Source organism: Serratia proteamaculans (genome assembly GCF_949794035.1).
GTDB lineage: Bacteria > Pseudomonadota > Gammaproteobacteria > Enterobacterales > Enterobacteriaceae > Serratia > Serratia proteamaculans.
This window is the reverse complement of the sequence record NZ_OX461105.1, coordinates 1080670-1096921: the sequence shown is the minus strand read 5'-3', so window position 1 is coordinate 1096921 and position 16252 is coordinate 1080670. Positions and strand designations below refer to the sequence as shown.

14 protein-coding genes are annotated in these 16252 nt (G+C 56.1%); 6 read left to right on the top strand and 8 right to left on the bottom strand.

What is annotated here, in order from left to right:
• Positions 1–52: 52 nt before the first annotated feature.
• The 5 genes from secF to queA form a co-directional block, all read right to left on the bottom strand.
• Positions 53–1021: a protein translocase subunit SecF gene (secF, locus tag QOT07_RS05080; protein ID WP_099062303.1), complete on the bottom strand. Its 969-nt coding sequence runs from the start codon at positions 1019–1021 to the stop codon at positions 53–55.
• A gap of 10 nt (positions 1022–1031) precedes the next feature.
• Entirely contained in the window at positions 1032–2879 is a 1848-nt protein-coding gene (secD, locus tag QOT07_RS05075) for a protein translocase subunit SecD (protein WP_099062304.1), read from the bottom strand.
• 25 nt (positions 2880–2904) lie between these two features.
• A complete protein-coding gene (yajC, locus tag QOT07_RS05070; RefSeq protein ID WP_012005503.1) occupies positions 2905–3237 on the bottom strand; it encodes a preprotein translocase subunit YajC in 333 nt (110 codons plus the stop codon).
• Positions 3238–3270: 33 nt separating this feature from the next.
• The gene (gene tgt / locus QOT07_RS05065; protein WP_085115431.1) at positions 3271–4395 is read right to left on the bottom strand and encodes a tRNA guanosine(34) transglycosylase Tgt; all 1125 of its coding nucleotides are present in this window, start codon (positions 4393–4395) and stop codon (positions 3271–3273) included.
• A 72-nt stretch (positions 4396–4467) separates the two neighbouring features.
• Positions 4468–5538, bottom strand: coding sequence for a tRNA preQ1(34) S-adenosylmethionine ribosyltransferase-isomerase QueA (gene queA / locus QOT07_RS05060; protein ID WP_207976272.1), 1071 nt, complete (start codon positions 5536–5538; stop codon positions 4468–4470).
• Positions 5539–5660: 122 nt separating this feature from the next.
• On the opposite strand from queA, the gene QOT07_RS05055 reads away from it, so the two are divergent.
• The 3 genes from QOT07_RS05055 to ggt all read left to right on the top strand — a co-directional run bounded on the left by QOT07_RS05055 (position 5661) and on the right by ggt (position 9068).
• Positions 5661–6242, top strand: a complete 582-nt coding sequence (locus tag QOT07_RS05055; protein WP_099062305.1) for an ACP phosphodiesterase — start codon at positions 5661–5663, stop codon at positions 6240–6242.
• Between the two features lie 229 nt (positions 6243–6471).
• Positions 6472–7074 (top strand): peroxiredoxin C, encoded by a 603-nt coding sequence (locus QOT07_RS05050; RefSeq protein WP_012005499.1) that lies wholly within the window; start codon positions 6472–6474, stop codon positions 7072–7074.
• 230 nt (positions 7075–7304) lie between these two features.
• Complete coding sequence (ggt, locus tag QOT07_RS05045; protein WP_283602662.1) at positions 7305–9068, top strand: gamma-glutamyltransferase; 1764 nt, start codon at positions 7305–7307, stop codon at positions 9066–9068.
• 64 nt (positions 9069–9132) lie between these two features.
• On the opposite strand, the gene malZ is transcribed toward ggt, so the two are convergent.
• Positions 9133–10956, bottom strand: a complete 1824-nt coding sequence (gene malZ, locus QOT07_RS05040; protein WP_283602661.1) for a maltodextrin glucosidase — start codon at positions 10954–10956, stop codon at positions 9133–9135.
• A 249-nt stretch (positions 10957–11205) separates the two neighbouring features.
• Here malZ and QOT07_RS05035 point away from each other — a divergent pair, with 249 nt between their 5' ends.
• The 3 genes from QOT07_RS05035 to QOT07_RS05025 all read left to right on the top strand — a co-directional run bounded on the left by QOT07_RS05035 (position 11206) and on the right by QOT07_RS05025 (position 13381).
• Positions 11206–12471: a mechanosensitive ion channel family protein gene (locus QOT07_RS05035; protein WP_099062309.1), complete on the top strand. Its 1266-nt coding sequence runs from the start codon at positions 11206–11208 to the stop codon at positions 12469–12471.
• A gap of 131 nt (positions 12472–12602) precedes the next feature.
• Positions 12603–12866 (top strand): hypothetical protein, encoded by a 264-nt coding sequence (locus tag QOT07_RS05030; RefSeq protein ID WP_099062310.1) that lies wholly within the window; start codon positions 12603–12605, stop codon positions 12864–12866.
• A 227-nt stretch (positions 12867–13093) separates the two neighbouring features.
• The gene (locus QOT07_RS05025; protein ID WP_085115422.1) at positions 13094–13381 is read left to right on the top strand and encodes a HigA family addiction module antitoxin; all 288 of its coding nucleotides are present in this window, start codon (positions 13094–13096) and stop codon (positions 13379–13381) included.
• Between the two features lie 57 nt (positions 13382–13438).
• Here the strand turns inward: QOT07_RS05025 and proY are convergent, their stop codons facing one another.
• Entirely contained in the window at positions 13439–14845 is a 1407-nt protein-coding gene (gene proY / locus QOT07_RS05020) for a proline-specific permease ProY (protein ID WP_099062313.1), read from the bottom strand.
• 71 nt (positions 14846–14916) lie between these two features.
• On the bottom strand, positions 14917–16236 hold the full coding sequence (brnQ, locus tag QOT07_RS05015) for a branched-chain amino acid transport system II carrier protein (protein WP_261415394.1): 1320 nt from the start codon (positions 16234–16236) through the stop codon (positions 14917–14919).
• Positions 16237–16252 lie beyond the last annotated feature (16 nt).

Genomic DNA, 16252 nt, shown 5'->3' with positions numbered 1-16252 from the left:
AATGCCGGTCGGGATAAACCGACCGGCATGATATTTTCAACTCACGGGCAAATCACGGCATAATCGAAGGCTGATCTGCGCCCTCTTTTTCCACTTTCTGCTGCAGCATGTGTTCGCGTTTCATACCCAGTTTCAACGCCAGCGCGGACGCCACGTAGATAGAAGATATGGTACCGATAGACACACCAATCAGCATAGCCAGAGAGAAGCCGTGCAGCATCGCGCCGCCGAAGATGTACAGCATCAGAACCACCATCAGGGTGGTACCGGAAGTCATCAAGGTACGGCTCAGCGTCTGGGTCAACGACACGTTCATGATTTCGTAAGGCGTCCCGCGGCGGATCTTGCGGAAGTTCTCACGAATACGGTCGGAAACCACGATGCTGTCGTTCAACGAGTAACCGATAACCGACATCAATGATGCGACGATGGTCAGGTCAATCTCGATACGGAACAACGACAGCACGCCCATGGTGATAATCACGTCGTGCGCCAACGCGATAACCGCCCCCAGCGCCAGGCGCCATTCGAAGCGGAAACCGACGTAGATCAGAATACAGATCAACGCCACCAGCAGCGCCATGCCGCCGTTTTGCGCCAGTTCGGTGCCCACGCTCGGGCCGACGAACTCAATCCTCTTCACGGTGGCGTTTTTATCCACCGAGTCGTTGATCACGCCGATCACTTTGTTACCCAGTTCCTGGCCTGCGGTGCCGATCGCCGGTGGCATACGCACCATCACGTCACGGCTGCTGCCAAAGTTCTGAATAACCGGGTCCTGGAACCCGGCTTTTTCCAGCGTATCGCGCATCAGATCGAGGTTGGCCGGTTGTTCCAGGCTGATTTCAATGACGGTACCGCCAGTGAAGTCCAGACCCCAGTTAAAACCACGCACCGACATAATGGCGATTGACGCGATCAGCAGCACCAGCGAGATGCCGAAGGCCACGTAATCCCAGCGCATAAAGTCATAGACTTTACGGCCGTAGTTGAGTTGTTCAACAGTATAATCCTGTGCCACAACGCACTCCTCAGATAGACAGCTTGTTAATGCGTTTGCCGCCGTAAAGCAGGTTGACGATGGCACGGGTACCGACAATCGCGGTGAACATGGACGTCGCCACACCGATTGCGGTGGTAATCGCAAAGCCTTTGATCGAACCGGTGCCCACTGCGTACAGAATAATCGCGGTGATCAGGGTGGTGATGTTGGCATCAACGATACTGGAGAACGCGCCTTTATAGCCCTCATGGATCGCCTGCTGAACGGAACGTCCGTTCTTCAGCTCTTCCTTGATACGTTCATTGATCAGTACGTTGGCGTCGACCGCCACCGCCAGCGTCAGCACGATACCGGCAATACCCGGCATGGTCAGCGTCGCCCCCGGCAGCAGGGACATCACGCCGACAATCAGCACCAGGTTGGCGACCAGCGCCGTGGTCGCGATCATGCCGAACTTACGGTACCAAACCACCATAAACACGATGGATGCCACCAGGCCCCACAGGCAGGCTTCCAGACCTTGGGTGATGTTCTGTTGTCCCAGGGTCGGACCGATAGTACGCTCTTCCACGATCTGGATAGGCGCAATCAGCGCACCGGCGCGCAGCAGCAGCGAGAGCTGGCGTGCTTCGTTCGGGTTGCCGATACCGGTAATACGGAAGCTGTTGCCCAGACGCGACTGAATGTTCGCCACGTTGATCACTTCTTCCTGTTTCACCAGGACTGCACGGCCGTTAGCGTCTTTCTTGCCGCTGTCCTTATACTCCACAAACAGGGTCGCCATCGGCTTGCCGATATTGTCCTTGGTGAAGTTGGACATTGCGGTACCGCCGGCACTGTCCAGCGAGATATTAACCTGCGGCTGGTTATATTCGTCGGTGCTGGAGGTGGAGTCGGTAATGTGGTCACCGGTCAGGATCACTCGCTTGTACAGCACAACCGGCTGGCCTTCACGGGTGTCTTTTACTTCGGAGTCGCCCGGCACGCGGCCGTTGGCTGCCGCAGTGGTATCCGCGTTGGTGTTAACCAAACGGAATTCCAGAGTCGCAGTGGCACCCAGGATCTCTTTGGCGCGTGCGGTATCCTGAATACCCGGCAGTTCGACCACGATGCGGTCAGAACCCTGGCGTTGTACCAGCGGTTCGGCAACGCCGAGCTGGTTAACGCGGTTACGCAGGATAGTGATGTTCTGCTGCACCGCATACTCACGCGCTTCGCTCAGGCGGGCATCCGTCAAGCTGGCTTTCAGAGTATTGGTGCCATTGGCCGAGAGCACCATATCGCGCTGGCGCGAGCTGATGTAGCTGATGGCCTGATCGCGGGCAGCATCGTCACGGAAACGCACTTCCACGCCGTTGTTGTCCAGCTTGCGGATAGACGCATAAGGAATGCCCTTTTCACGCAGTTCACTGCGCAGGGTGTCCATGGTCTGTTCCTGCAGCTTGCTCAGCGCAGTGTCCATGTCCACTTCCATCAGGAAGTGCACACCGCCACGCAGATCCAGACCGAGTTTCATCGGTTCGGCGCCCAGCATGGCCAACCAGGTCGGCGTTGCCGGGGCCAGGTTCAGTGCCACCACGAACTTGTCGCCCAGTTCTGCCATCAAGGCTTCACGGGCGCGCAGCTGAATATCAGGATTGCTAAAGCGAGCCAGGATGGCGCCATTTTCCAGCGCAATCGACTTGCTCGCGATCTTGTCTTTTTCTAATACGGTACGGACTTGGTCCAGCGTAGTTTCACTGGCGGCGACACCGCGCGCGCCAGTGATTTGTACAGCCGGATCCTCACCATAGAGGTTGGGAAGCGCATAAAGCAGACCGACGAGGATCACGACGATCAGCATCAGATACTTCCACAAAGGATAACGGTTTAGCACGGCAATTCCCTTCGGGAAAACAAAATTACAGGGCCTTCATGGTACCTTTCGGCAGAACGGCCGCCACGAAGTCACGCTTGATCATCACTTCCGTGGTGTCGTTCAGCGCAATAGCGATAATGCCGGTGTCAGCCACTTTGGTCACGCGGCCAATCAGGCCACCGGTGGTCAGCACTTCATCACCCTTGCCGATCGAGTCCATCAGTTTCTTGTGCTCTTTAGCGCGTTTCTGCTGTGGACGCAGGATCATGAAATAGAAAATCAGGCCAAAAACCACCAGCATAATGATCAGAGAGTACGGGCTTCCCTGAGACGGAGCTCCTGCGGATGCGACGGCGTCAGAAATGAAAAAGCTCATTGAAATTCCCTCATTAAGTTATCAATTATTAATTCAAGCGTTTAAAGGTGGAATCGGTTTACCGATCCGACCGTAGAAATCCGCAACAAACAGCTCTAATTTACCCTGTTCAATGGCCTCGCGTAAACCCGCCATCAGGCGTTGGTAGTGACGCAGGTTATGAATGGTGTTCAATCGGGCACCCAGTATTTCGTTGCAACGATCGAGATGATGCAAGTAGGCGCGGCTGTAATTGCGACACGTGTAGCAATCACAGTCTTTATCCAGCGGAGAAGTATCATCCTTGTGCTTGGCATTACGGATTTTTACCACACCGTCAGTCACGAACAGATGACCGTTACGGGCATTACGCGTTGGCATCACACAGTCGAACATATCGATACCGCGACGCACGCCTTCAACCAGATCTTCCGGTTTGCCCACGCCCATCAGGTAGCGTGGCTTATCTTCCGGAATTTGCGGGCAAACATGTTCAAGAATGCGATGCATATCCTCTTTTGGCTCACCGACTGCCAAGCCGCCCACAGCGTAACCATCAAAACCGATATCCACCAGCCCTTTTACTGATACATCACGTAAATCTTCGTAAACACCGCCCTGAATAATGCCGAATAAAGCGTTCTTATTATTCAGTTCGTCAAAACGCTGACGGCTGCGCTGCGCCCAGCGCAGGGACATTTCCATCGAGCTCTTGGCGTAGTCCCAGTCTGCCGGGTACGGCGTACATTCGTCGAAGATCATGACGATGTCGGAACCCAGGTCATACTGGATTTCCATCGATTTTTCCGGGCTGAGGAACACTTTATCGCCGTTAATCGGATTACGGAAATGAACGCCTTCTTCTTTAATCTTGCGCATCGCGCCCAGGCTGAACACCTGGAAGCCGCCGGAGTCGGTGAGGATCGGGCCATGCCACTGCATGAAATCATGCAGATCGCCATGCAGCTTCATGATCTCCTGCCCTGGGCGCAGCCACAGGTGGAAGGTGTTGCCCAGCAGGATCTGCGCACCGGTCTCTTTCACTTCTTCCGGCGTCATGCCCTTTACCGTGCCGTAGGTGCCGACCGGCATAAAGGCTGGGGTTTCCACCACGCCACGTTCAAAGATCAGGCGGCCACGGCGGGCGCGGCCATCGGTTGTGTCTAATTCGTACTTCACAAAGCCTCCAGCATCAGAGAAACAGTCTGATGTCGTTAAAACAGGGTTGCGCCAGATGCGCAGCCCAGGAAATCAGGCGCCGACGGACTCTTGCTCCGCCTGCGGGTTACGGCTGATGAACATCGCATCGCCATAGCTAAAGAAACGGTACTGCTCGGCCACCGCCTGCTGATAGGCATGCATGGTGTTTTTATAACCGGCAAAAGCGGAAACCAACATAATCAGCGTCGACTCCGGCAGGTGGAAATTGGTCACCAGCGCGTCGATCACCTGATAGTGGTAACCCGGGAAAATAAAGATGCTGGTATCGCCGAAGAACGGGGCAATTAATGCCTCTTTGCTGGCGTTGGCGGCGCTTTCCAGCGATCGCACCGAGGTGGTGCCGACTGCTACCACACGCTTGCCACGCGCTTTGCAGGCCAATACTGCGTCAACCACGTCCTGCGGCACCTCTGCGTACTCGGCATGCATGACGTGTTCTTCGATAGTTTCCACCCGTACCGGCTGGAAGGTGCCCGCGCCCACGTGCAGGGTGACAAACGCCATCTCAATGCCCTTCTCACGCAGTGCAGCCAGCAGCGGCTCATCGAAGTGCAGCCCGGCGGTCGGTGCCGCCACGGCGCCCGGTTTCTCGCTGTAGACCGTCTGATAAAGCTCACGGTCGGCGTCTTCGTCCGGACGGTCGATATACGGTGGCAGTGGCATATGGCCGACGGCATTAAGGATAGTGAATACGTCGCGCTCATCATTAAAGCGCAGTTCGAACAGCGTATCGTGGCGCGCGACCATAGTCGCGGCGATGCTTTCGTCGTCACCCAACAGCAAGTCGGTGCCCGGCTTGGGAGCCTTCGAGGCGCGTACATGCGCCAGCACCCGGTGATCGTCCAGCACCCGCTCAACCAGCACTTCAATCTTGCCGCCGCTGACCTTGCGGCCAAATATGCGCGCCGGGATCACCCGGGTGTTGTTGAACACCAGCAGATCGCCGGCTTCCAGGTTATCCAGCAAATCGGTGAATACGCCATGCTTAAGCTCCCCGCTCGGCCCGTCCAACTGCAGCAGACGGCAAGCGCTGCGCTCAGGTTGAGGGTAGTGGGCAATCAGGGACTCGGGAAGTTCAAACGAAAAATCGGCGACGCGCATGGCTCTATTCACTTCTTCAATATAGGACGGGTTGGTAAAAAACAGGCGGCCTAGTCTAAAGCTGCGGGCGGTCAGCGGCAAGAAATAAGGAGGATTTGCATGACTTCAGGTATAGTTGCCGGATGAATTTTCTCGCTCATCTCCATTTAGCCTCACTGGCGGAAAGCTCGTTGTTGGGCAATCTGTTGGCCGACTTCGTGCGCGGCAACCCCGCAGGCGAGTACGATCCCGCCGTGGTGGCCGGCATTATGATGCACCGCCGCATCGATGTTCTGACCGACAGTCTGCCGCAGGTAAAGGCCTGCCGCGCGTATTTCTCTGATGAGCACCGGCGCGTGGCCCCCATCACGCTGGACGTGGTGTGGGATCACTTCCTGGCGCGCCATTGGCAACAACTGGAGCCCTCTCTCAGCCTGCAGGGGTTTACCCAGCACGCCCGCAGCCAGATCGTGCCGCATTTAGCGCTGACGCCACCGCGTTTTCAGAATTTGAACGGCTATTTATGGCCGGAACGCTGGCTGGAGCGCTACGCCGAGCTGCCGTTTATCGGCAACGTGCTGGCAGGCATGGCCAGCCGTCGTCCGCGCCTTGCCGCACTGGCCGGTTCTTTCGCCGACGTGGAACGCAACTATCATCAGCTTGAAACACAATTCTGGCAGTTTTACCCGCAGATGATGGAGCAGGCCAAAGACAAGAAGCTGTAAGGTCAAGCCAAAGCCATTGAAAATGCGATGCTTTACAAGAAATTGCTTTTTAAGCCTTGCCCTTTTATGGGAAAAGGTTATTTTTAAAGACTGCTAAATTTAATCATCGACTTTGATAGGTGAAAGCTATCTCATTGATTGGTCTTTTACCCTTTCTTCACCAAGTCGTGGCCCCTATACTGGCCCTTGCTTTTACATCAACCCCTTAACACCTATTACAGGAGTAATTATGGTCCTGGTAACTCGTCAAGCCCCTGACTTCACTGCAGCTGCCGTACTCGGCAGTGGCGAAATCGTAGAAAACTTCAACTTCAAGAAGCACCTGAACGGCAAACCAGCCGTCCTGTTCTTCTGGCCGATGGACTTCACCTTCGTATGTCCTTCTGAGCTGATCGCTTTCGATCACCGCTATGAAGAATTCCAGAAGCGTGGCGTTGAAGTGGTTGGCGTTTCATTCGACTCAGAATTTGTCCACAACGCATGGCGTAAAACCCCAGTCGAGAATGGCGGCATCGGGGAAGTGAAATACGCAATGGTTGCTGACATCAAGCGTGAAATTCAGAAAGCTTACGGCATCGAGCACCCAGAAGCAGGCGTTGCCCTGCGTGGTTCTTTCCTGATCGACAAAGACGGTGTGGTTCGTGCTCAGGTTGTTAACGACCTGCCAATCGGCCGTAACATCGACGAAATGATCCGTACCGTTGACGCGCTGCAATTCCACGAGCAACACGGCGAAGTTTGCCCGGCTCAGTGGGAAAAAGGCAAAGCAGGTATGGGCGCATCTCCGGACGGCGTAGCTAAGTACCTGTCTGAGAACGCTTCCAAGCTGTAATTTCAGCCTGCAAGTGTATCAACCGGCCCTCGCGGCCGGTTTTTTTTTGCCCTTTTTTAGGGCAGCCGCCTCCATTGTGTGCTTCATTTCCTTGTTTCCGCTCACATTTACCCGGCTGTTCTCCGCGCTATCCCTGAACTCTGACTAGTATCAATAACGCTGGCCCGCTCTTTGCACAGCTGGAGAGGCAAGCCAAACACAATAAGAAAACTGACAGGGTAGGAATAACTATGTTTTTACAAAAATGGAGCAAACCGCTGACCATGGCGGCGCTGCTGGTCAGCAGCAGCCTGTATGCCGCATCCAATCCGGCGGTCGAAGCCAAAAACGGCATGGTAGTGACATCGCAACATCTGGCCTCGCAGGTCGGCGTGGATATATTGAAACTGGGCGGCAATGCAATTGATGCCGCCGTAGCCGTCGGCTATGCACAGGCAGTAGTTAACCCTTGCTGCGGCAACATTGGCGGCGGTGGTTTTATGACGGTGCACCTGGCCGACGGCACCGACACCTTTATCAACTTCCGTGAAACCGCGCCGGCAGCGGCCAGTGCCAATATGTATCTGGATGCCGCAGGCAACGTGAAGAAAGGCGCCAGCCTGTACGGCTATCTGGCTGCGGGCGTGCCGGGCACCGTGTTGGGCATGGAAACCGCACGCAAAAAATACGGCAAACTGAGCCGCGAGCAGGTGATGGAGCCAGCAATCAAACTGGCACGCGAGGGCTTTGTTTTGACCCGTGCCGATACCGATATTCTCGATACCACCATCGCACGCTTTAAACAGGATCCTGAATCTGCCCGGATCTTCCTGCGCCCGGACGGCACGCCGTTGCAGCCGGGCGATCGCCTGGTGCAGAGCGACCTGGCCAATACGCTGGAGGCCATCGCCAAAGACGGCCCGGATGCCTTCTATAAAGGCAAAATTCCACAGGCGGTTGAGGCAGCCGCCAAACAGGGCGGCGGCATCCTGACCGCAGCCGATTTCGCCAATTACAAAGTCACCGAAACCCCACCGATTACCTGCAGCTATCGCGGTTATAAATTTGTCTCGGCCCCGCCACCCAGCTCCGGCGGCGTGACGCTGTGCGAAATTCTCAACGTGGTTGAAGGTTATGACCTGAAGAGCATGGGCTTTAATTCGGCGGCGGCCATCCACACCATGACCGAAGCCATGCGCCACGCCTATATGGACCGTAATACCTACCTCGGCGACCCGGAGTTCATCAAGAACCCGATCGACAGGCTGGTCAGCAAGAGCTATGCCGAAGAGATCCGCAAGAAAATCGTTGCGGACAAGGCCACGCCGTCTGAGAACGTGCAGCCCGGCATGGAACCCCACGAGAAGCCGGAAACCACCCACTACTCGATTGTCGATCATCAGGGTAATGCCGTCTCCACCACCTATACCGTCAACGGTCGTTTTGGCGCGGTAGTGATCGCCCCAGGCACAGGTTTCTTCCTCAACGATGAAATGGACGACTTTACCGTCAAAGTGGGTGAGAAAAACCTCTACGGGCTGGTGCAGGGAACCGCCAACAGCATTGCCCCCGGTAAGCGCCCACTATCGTCAATGAGCCCGACGCTGGTGACCAAAGACAATAAAATCTTTATGGTACTCGGCTCGCCGGGCGGGTCACGCATCATCACCATCACGCTGCAGACCGCACTGAACGTGATCGACCACGGCATGGCACCGCAGGAAGCTGTCGATGCGCCGCGCATTCACCATCAATGGTTGCCGGATGAGGTTTACTACGAACAGCGCGGGGTTTCTGCCGATACGTTGAAAATCCTCAGCGGTATGGGTTACAAAATGGTTGAACAAACCCCCTGGGGCGCAGCCGAACTGATTCTGGTTGGCCTGCCAGGTGCGGCAGGCGTCAGCCCGGCTAACTCAGGCAATGACTCTGCGGTGTCCGGCAAGGTGCGCGAAGGCTACCTGTACGGTGCCAACGACGTTCGTCGCCCGGCCGGTTCCGCCGTAGGTTATTGATCTGACTGGGCGTGTGAACGCCCACTAACTTATCCAGGGGCCGGAAAATCGGCCCCTGTCAGCCTTACCCTACCCGCCGCCACAGGCTCACCGATTCCTCGCCCAACTGCAGCGAGATCGCGCTCAGCTCATTATTCAACTCACCGTCCCCTTCCAGACGTTGCCATTGGCCTGCCGCCAGCAGCGGGCTGTGCGGCAACGTCACTTTGCCGCTCCCGCCACGTTGTAACGCCACCAACACCTGTTCCTGCTGATAGAGACGCACAAATATCAGTGTTTCTGCCGCAGCATACAGCACCTGACAGCCGCCGCGACGCAGTGCCAGACTCTGTTTACGCAGTGCTGCCATGCGCTGGCACAGGGCCAACAGGCTGTGATCCCACTGGCTTTCGTCCCACGGGAAAGGCTTGCGGCAGAACGGATCGTTGGCACCATCCAGGCCAATCTCGTCGCCGTAATATAAGCAAGGCACGCCGATCCAGCTCATCAGCCACACCGCCGCCATGCGCATCCGCGCCTGATTGCCCTGCAGCAGTGTCAGAAAGCGCGCAGTGTCATGACTGTCCAGCTGGTTGAACTGAATCAACTGGCGGCCATGCGGCAACCCGGCCCGGTAGTCGTCCATCCATTGGGCACAGTCCGCCGCATCCATCTGCACCGGGTGGTGCGCCACGTCCAGCCCGGCGAGGAATCCCCGCACCGGCAGAGCGAAGCCCATGTAGTTCATCGCGCCATCTTCCACACCGGCATGCAGCCAACGACGCGCATCGCCAAAATGCTCGCCCAGCACGTAAGCCTGCGGGTTTTCCTGTTTAACCGCCTGATAAATGCCCGCCAGATGTTGCAGGTTGCCGGTGGCGCCGCCGTTTTCACCCAGCATATGCACCACGTCCAGCCGCCAACCGTCAATGCTGTACGGCGGCCGCAGCCAGTGACGCACCACGCTATCGTCGCCGCGATAAATCGCCTCCGCCACCTGCGGCTCGGCAAAATTGAGCTTCGGCAGGCTGGCATTGCCCTTCCAGTCGAGCGCGCGGCCATCGGGGTAGAAATTGAACCAGCCGCGGTACGGTGAATCCGGGTGATGGCAAGCACCGTTATCACCTTGCTGGTGGCGGTCAAACCACGGATGCGAATCACCGGTATGGTTAAACACCCCATCCAGCACCAGTTTCATTCCCACCTTGTGAGTACTCACTCGCAAACGCTGCAGGGCGGCGTTACCGCCGAGATAGGGATCGACCTGGTAATAGTCTTCGGTATCGTATTTATGCACGCTGGGTGCGGTGAAAATCGGATTCAGATACAGCGCCGTCACGCCCAGCTGCTGTAGATAAGGCAGTTTTTGGCTAATCCCCTCCAAATCGCCACCGTAGAAGGTGGACGCGGCATGGTGGTCTTCCAGCGGATGCTGCCAATCGTGGCGCACTACATCGCAACCGGCCGCATGATGACGATAGCTGCCGCTCTGAATGCCATGTTCCCCCCCGCTACTGGCAAAGCGATCGGGGAAAATTTGATAGAAAACCTGATCCGCCACCCAGGCTGGGCTGCTGTCGGGCATATCGACAGCAAACTGTGTCAGTTGCCCCGGCGGCGTCACCGACCAGCCCAGGGGGCCGAACCATTGCTGACGCTCGGCCCAAACCAGCTTGAAGCAGTAACGGCGGCTCGGCTCCCCCTCATTCAGCGTCAGGCTGGCCTGATAGCGATGCAGCCCGTCAATCTGCTGCACTTTCATCGTCAGCAGCCATTCTTCGTTATCCGGTTCGGCACGTAAAAATACCCGTTCGGGTAAATCATCCCCCTGTAACCACAGCGTGATATCAAGGCGCTGCCCCTTCTTCACCACGAAGGGCGGGACCGGTTGGTGCCAGGCGTTAAGCATGACTTTCCTCCTGCTGTACAAAACGAAATCGACGACGTTATTCAATGCCACGAACAATGCCACGTTGAGTGCCAGTCCCCCTCCTCTCTGGCCGGTAAACTCGGGGAGGAGCCGGGGGGTGGAGATAGTCGGTCAGCGGCAAGCCTATGTAAAAAAGGGTAAAAAGACGCACATTATGGCCCGCAGCCATTAGGCTAACCTGTTTTGAGTGTATTGGATATTTTTTGCACATTTTTTAAAGGAGCGGTAATGCAACAACAGATAACCCTGTGGCTGGAGAAGTTCGGGCTGGAATTTAGCGGGGTGATGTCCCTGCTGATGGTGCTGGGGCTGATCGTCCTGATTTCGGTGGTGATCCATCTGGTGCTGCACCGCGTGGTACTGAAGGCGATCCAACGTCGTGGTCAGCAATCGCAGCGCGTATGGCAACAGGCAATCACTCAGTACAAGCTGTTCCAGCGCATGGCGCTGTTACTGCAAGGGGTGATCATTAATCTGCAGGCGGTGCTGTGGTTGCACGCCGGCGGTCAAACCCAGGCAATTATCGTCACCGCCGCCCAGGTGTGGATCATGGGCTTCGCCCTGCTGTCGTTATTTTCCCTGCTGGATACGCTGTTGGCGATGCTGCGCCAAAGCCCGATTTCAAACCAGTTGCCGTTGCGCGGGATTTTCCAGGGGCTGAAGCTGGTCGCGGCCATTCTGATTGGCATCATGATCGTCTCCCTGCTGATGGGTAAGTCACCCCTGCTGCTGCTCAGCGGCCTGGGTGCGATGACCGCCGTACTGATGTTGGTGTTTAAAGATCCGATCCTCGGTCTGGTGGCCGGCATTCAGCTTTCCGCCAACGATATGTTGACCATTGGCGACTGGCTGGAGATGCCGAAATACGGCGCGGACGGTGCGGTCACCGACATCGGCCTGACCACGGTAAAAGTACGCAACTGGGATAATACCGTCACCACCATCCCGACCTACGCGCTGATCTCCGACTCCTTTAAGAACTGGCGCTCAATGTCCGAATCCGGCGGACGTCGCATCAAGCGCAGCATCAATATCGACACCACCAGCGTGCATTTCTTGTCGGATGAAGAGCAGCAACGGCTGAACCGCAACCCGCTGCTGCAACGCTATCTGAACGATAAAACGCAGGAGTTAAGCCAACATAACCAGCAGATTGCCGTCGATCTCAGTTCCCCTCTCAACGGCCGCCGCCTGACCAACCTCGGTACGTTGCGCGCTTATCTGGTGGCATATCTGCGCGCCCACCCGAATATTCATCAGAATATGACGCTGATGGTGCGCCAGCTGGCACCGCTGCCGGAAGGATTGCCACTGGAGATTTACGCCTTCACCAACACCACGGTCTGGGCTGAATACGAAAGTATTCAATCGGATATTTTTGACCATATTCTGGCGGTGATTAATGAATTCGATCTGCGGGTGCACCAAACGCCAACTGGCAACGACATGCGCAGCATGCTTAGCCAAATGCGACAAACGGCGGAGATTTCCTGACGCAGGCTGACGTAACTGTTTCAGCCGGTAATGACTATCAACCCAGGGGCAACGGATGTCTCGGCCCGCTTTTCTTTCGGCCTAAAAACAGCGTTAATGCATTGATTATCGCTCGCTGAAGGAAAAGAGGATTGCTGAAACCATTACGCCACCGGCTGTTCGCCCTGTTGGCCGCCCTGATGTTTGTCGGCTGCTTGCACAATGCTTCTGTGGACGAAAGCCGTATGAGCCAAACCTTGCAGCCGGCACTGAGTACCCTGAGCCGCAACATGCAGGATATCCGCGAGATGCTGGCGCGCGCAGCAGGTGAAGAGAAGGAAGACCAGTTGAATGACGGCAGCCTGCGCATCGAAGCCCGAGCTTCCGGCGACGATGAGCCCGAGGAAAAACGTTAAACGTCATTGGTTGAAAATAAATCACAATCGTTGCGCCCTGCTCAGCAGTTGATTATGGTTCGAAGGTGACGTTTATACCCTATAGCTTTCAAGTTGCAGCTAGGCGCCAAGCTCGCTCATCCCCAGGCGCTTACTCGAGTAAGTAACTGGGGTGAGCGAGTGCAGGTAACAACGCTGCGGCTTGAAAGATGACGGGTCTATATCGTTAACTATGAGGATTACCATTAATGACTCAAATGTTTAACCCGCCGCATCCCGGAGAGCTGATAAAAGAAACCATGGAGACATTAAACCTCAGCGCTCGTGGTCTGGCTAAAGCGCTGGACGTAGCGCCATCAACGGTACAGCGCCTTATTACCGGCAAATCAGATATTTCCCCAGAGATGGCTATCCGTTTGTCGATAGTCATTGGCAGTTCAGAACGGGTATGGATGGGAATGCAGGATGCTTACGACCTTTGGCACGCCAGGCAAACTATCGATGTATCAAAACTACGTAAGCTGGATTTTGCGTAACGGGCACGATTGAACTTACGATAAAAAAACACCGGCGCATGGCCGGTGTTTTTATTTTTAATCCTGCTGCTGCGCCAGCACCGCCAGCTTCTTCTGGTGGTTAAGCTTGAAGTAGTAACCCGCCAGCAACACCACGACCCAGACCAGACCGGCGTACAGTGATACGCGGGTGGTTGGGAAGTAGCCAATCAGACCGATGATAAACACCAGGAAGATGATCGCCACCACCGAGGTAAATACGCCGCCGCGCAGCGGGAAGGCCAGGTTTTTCACCTGCTCTTTGCTCAGGCTGCGACGGAAGGCAATCTGTGAGAACAGGATCATGATCCATACCCACACGGTGGCGAAGGTCGCCAGAGACGCAATCACCAGGAACACGTTTTCCGGCATGATGTAGTTGAGATACACCGCCAGCAGCAGTGCCAGCATCATCACCACTACCGTGACCCACGGAATACCGCGTTTGGAGACCTTGCTGAATATCTTCGGCGCGTGGCCCTGTTCGGCCATGCCGTGCAGCATGCGGCCAACGCCAAATACATCGCTGTTAATCGCGGACAGTGACGCGGTAATCACCACAAAGTTAAGGATACCCGCCGCCACGGTAATGCCCATGTGCTGGAAGGTCAGCACGAACGGACTGCCGCTAGTGCCCACCTGGTTCCACGGGTAAATCGACATGATGACGAACAGCGTACCGACGTAGAACACCAGGATACGCCAGGGTACTGAGTTGATGGCCTTGGGAATCGAGGTTTTCGGATCCTTGGCTTCGCCGGCGGTGATACCGATAATTTCGATACCGCCGTAGGCAAACATCACCAACTGCAGCGACAGGATCATGCCGATAAAGCCGTTACTGAAGAAGCCGCCGTTAGACCACAGGTTATGGATACCGGTCGGCTGACCGCCGTTGCCAATCCCCCAAATGATGATGCCGATACCGGCAGCAATCATGATGATGATGGTGGCCACTTTAAAGAACGAGAACCAGAACTCCAGCTCACCGAACACCTTCACGCTCATCAGGTTAATGGCACCAATCACCAGCACCACGCTCAGCACCCAAATCCAGTGCGGTACCTCAGGGAACCAGACGCCCATATAGATACCAAAGGCGGTCACATCGGCAATGGCGACAATCAGGATCTCAAAACAGTAGGTCCAGCCGGTGATATAGCCGGCCATCGGGCCAAGGTAGTCCTGCGCGTAGCGTGAAAACGAACTGGCCTGCGGGTTGTTGACCGACATCTCACCCAGCGCACGCATGATGATAAAGGCGACGATGCCGCCAATCAGGTACGCCAGCAAAACGCTTGGACCGGCCATTTTAATCGCGTCCGCCGAGCCGTAGAACAGACCGGTGCCGATAGCCGAACCCAGAGCCATAAAGCGAATGTGACGCGTGCTGAGACCGCGTTTCAGCTTATTGGCCGCGGGGGCGGCGGGTGACTGTTGTTGCATGAAAATAACCCGTGGTTTTTAAACGTAAAAAAGCCACGGACAAGTCCGTGGCCCAAAATTTAGCCGGGGGATCAGGAGTGCGCGGTCACTTCGGAGCGCGTACAAACCCGGTCATAAATCGCGACCAGCACCAGCATCAACAGCGACGGCGGCAACCATGCCAGTCCCTGATCCGCCAATGGCAGGTGATTGGTCCACTCCGGCAAGAAGTGCTGGAAGGTAGACGCTTTCACCGCGTCAAGGATACCAAACAACAGGCTGACTAACATCACCGGCGCAATGATACGCGGTGCGCTGTTCCACCAACGCAGGGTGAAACTCAGCACCACCAGCACGATGCACGGCGGATAAATCGCGGTCAGCACCGGGATGGAGATCTGGATCAGATGGCTCAGGCCCAGGTTGGAAACCAGCATCGAGAACAGCCCAAGGATGAACACCAGCGTCTTGTAAGAGAACGGCAGGTATTGGGCAAAGAACTCGGCACAGGCGCAAGTCAGGCCGACCGCAGTTACCATACAGGCGATGAAGATCAGCGCCGCCAGGAAGAAGCTGCCCAGCCCACCGAAAGTATTCTGTACGTAAGCATGCAGGATCACCGCGCCGTTGGTTGCATCAGGCACCAATACGCCGCTGCCGGAACCCAGCTTGAACAGGCTCAGGTAAACCAGCGTCAGGCCCACACCGGCGATCAATCCCGCCAGAATGGTGTAACGCGTCAGCAATTTGGCATCCTTCACGCCACGGGAACGCGCGGCGTTAACAATGACGATGCCGAATACCAGCGCACCCAGCGTATCCATGGTCAGATAGCCGTTAACGAAGCCGGTAGAGAATGGAACGTTCTGATAAATCTCGGTCGCCGGAATTGGCGTACCTGCAGGCCAGGCCAGCGCGGCGATGCCGAGCGCGCCCAGCGCAACAATTTTCAGCGGTGCCAATACGTGACCCACGGTATCGAGCAGGCGGCCCGGATACAGAGAAATGGCGATCACCAGGGCGAAGTACACCAGGCTGTAAATAAACAGCGGCATGGCGCCATCACCGGTCAGCGGTGCAATCCCCACTTCGAAGGAGACGGTCGCGGTACGCGGGGTAGCGAACAGCGGGCCAACAGCCAGATAACAGACGGTCGCCAGCAGCAGACCGGCGCGGCGGCCAATCGGCGTGCTCAGGGCGTCAATACCGCCACCGACGCGTGCCAGCGCAATCACGGTCATCACCGGCAGACCGACAGCGGTGATCAGGAAGCCGATAGCTGCGGTCCAGACGTGATCACCGGACTGTAAACCGACCATCGGCGGGAAAATGATATTCCCGGCGCCGACGAATAAGGCAAAGGTCATAAAACCCAATGCGATAATATCTTTTGACGTTAAACGATGACTCATACGATGTCGTGTTGCC

What these genes read in the sequence shown, in the direction of transcription:
- proY (WP_099062313.1), bottom strand. Translation starts at nt 14,845, where the DNA reads ATGCAACAACAGTCACCCGCCGCCCCCGCGGCCAATAAGCTGAAACGC.
- QOT07_RS05055 (WP_099062305.1), top strand. Translation starts at nt 5,661, where the DNA reads ATGAATTTTCTCGCTCATCTCCATTTAGCCTCACTGGCGGAAAGCTCG.
- ggt (WP_283602662.1), top strand. Translation starts at nt 7,305, where the DNA reads ATGTTTTTACAAAAATGGAGCAAACCGCTGACCATGGCGGCGCTGCTG.
- yajC (WP_012005503.1), bottom strand. Translation starts at nt 3,237, where the DNA reads ATGAGCTTTTTCATTTCTGACGCCGTCGCATCCGCAGGAGCTCCGTCT.
- malZ (WP_283602661.1), bottom strand. Translation starts at nt 10,956, where the DNA reads ATGCTTAACGCCTGGCACCAACCGGTCCCGCCCTTCGTGGTGAAGAAG.
- queA (WP_207976272.1), bottom strand. Translation starts at nt 5,538, where the DNA reads ATGCGCGTCGCCGATTTTTCGTTTGAACTTCCCGAGTCCCTGATTGCC.
- QOT07_RS05050 (WP_012005499.1), top strand. Translation starts at nt 6,472, where the DNA reads ATGGTCCTGGTAACTCGTCAAGCCCCTGACTTCACTGCAGCTGCCGTA.
- QOT07_RS05025 (WP_085115422.1), top strand. Translation starts at nt 13,094, where the DNA reads ATGACTCAAATGTTTAACCCGCCGCATCCCGGAGAGCTGATAAAAGAA.
- brnQ (WP_261415394.1), bottom strand. Translation starts at nt 16,236, where the DNA reads ATGAGTCATCGTTTAACGTCAAAAGATATTATCGCATTGGGTTTTATG.
- QOT07_RS05035 (WP_099062309.1), top strand. Translation starts at nt 11,206, where the DNA reads ATGCAACAACAGATAACCCTGTGGCTGGAGAAGTTCGGGCTGGAATTT.